The organism is Nonomuraea longispora, assembly GCF_004348345.1.
GTDB lineage: Bacteria > Actinomycetota > Actinomycetes > Streptosporangiales > Streptosporangiaceae > Nonomuraea > Nonomuraea longispora.
The window spans coordinates 1-930 of sequence record NZ_SMJZ01000448.1 but is presented as its reverse complement, the minus strand read 5'-3'; the positions used below and the strand labels follow the sequence as shown (position 1 = coordinate 930).

Annotated in this window: 1 protein-coding gene; it reads left to right on the top strand. The window is 75.4% G+C overall.

Annotation, left to right across the window (positions count from 1 at the left end; all coding sequences use genetic code 11):
• Positions 1 to 64 precede the first annotated feature (64 nt).
• Positions 65 to 930: YfjP family GTPase (locus E1267_RS43880; RefSeq protein WP_181957937.1), on the top strand; the 866-nt coding region annotated here is incomplete at its 3' end.

The following is a 930-nucleotide window of genomic DNA, read 5'->3' as shown; positions in this document are numbered from 1 at the left end:
CGGCTGAACTGCCCGCTGCCGGGCCCGTGGATGGTCCGCTGCCGCCCCGCCCTGAGGAGAGGCCGTGAAGCTGCTGCGCCGTAAGGAGGGCCCGTCTCTCGACTCCAGGCTCGCCGCCCTTCTTGAGGCCGCCTCGCTGGCCGAGGGACGGATGCCCGAGCAGGCGGTGTCCGGCGCGCGTACGGTCGCCGAGCGGGCGGGAGCACGCCGCGACCTGTCGATCGACCACACCGTGGCCGCGCTGGCGGGGGCGACCGGCAGCGGCAAGTCGTCGCTCCACAACGCGCTGGCCGGTGCCGAGCTGGCGGCCGTGGGCGTCACCAGGCCGACGACCTCGACCGCGCAGGCGGCCCTGTGGGACGGCGAGGGCGCCGGGCCGCTGCTGGACTGGCTCGACGTCCCGCAGCGGCACTCCGCCACCGCCTCCGGCGACCTGTCCGGGCTCGTCCTCCTGGACCTGCCCGACCACGACTCCATCCGGCTCTCCCACCGCCTGGAGGTGGACCGCCTGGTGGAGCTGGTCGACCTCCTGGTGTGGGTGGTCGATCCGCAGAAGTACGCCGACGCGGCGCTCCACGAGCGTTACCTGCGTCCGCTGGCGGAGCACCGGGACGTGATGGTGGTGGTGCTCAACCAGGTGGACCGGCTGCCCGCGCAGGCCGTCGACCGCTGCCTACGCGACCTGCGTCGGCTGCTGGAGGACGACGGGCTGAAAGGTGTCCCGGTGCTCGCCGTCTCCGCGAGGACCGGGACGGGGCTGCCGGCCCTCCGCTCGCTGCTTGAGGACCGGGTCTGCGAGCGCACGTCGTGGTCCGCCCGCCTGGCCGCCGACATCACCACCGCCGCCGCCCACCTCAGCACCGCCGGCCCGGGTTCGGAGGGGTTGCCGGGTGCGGCGGCCGAGCCGGCCGGACGGGGCGAGGAGGGGGC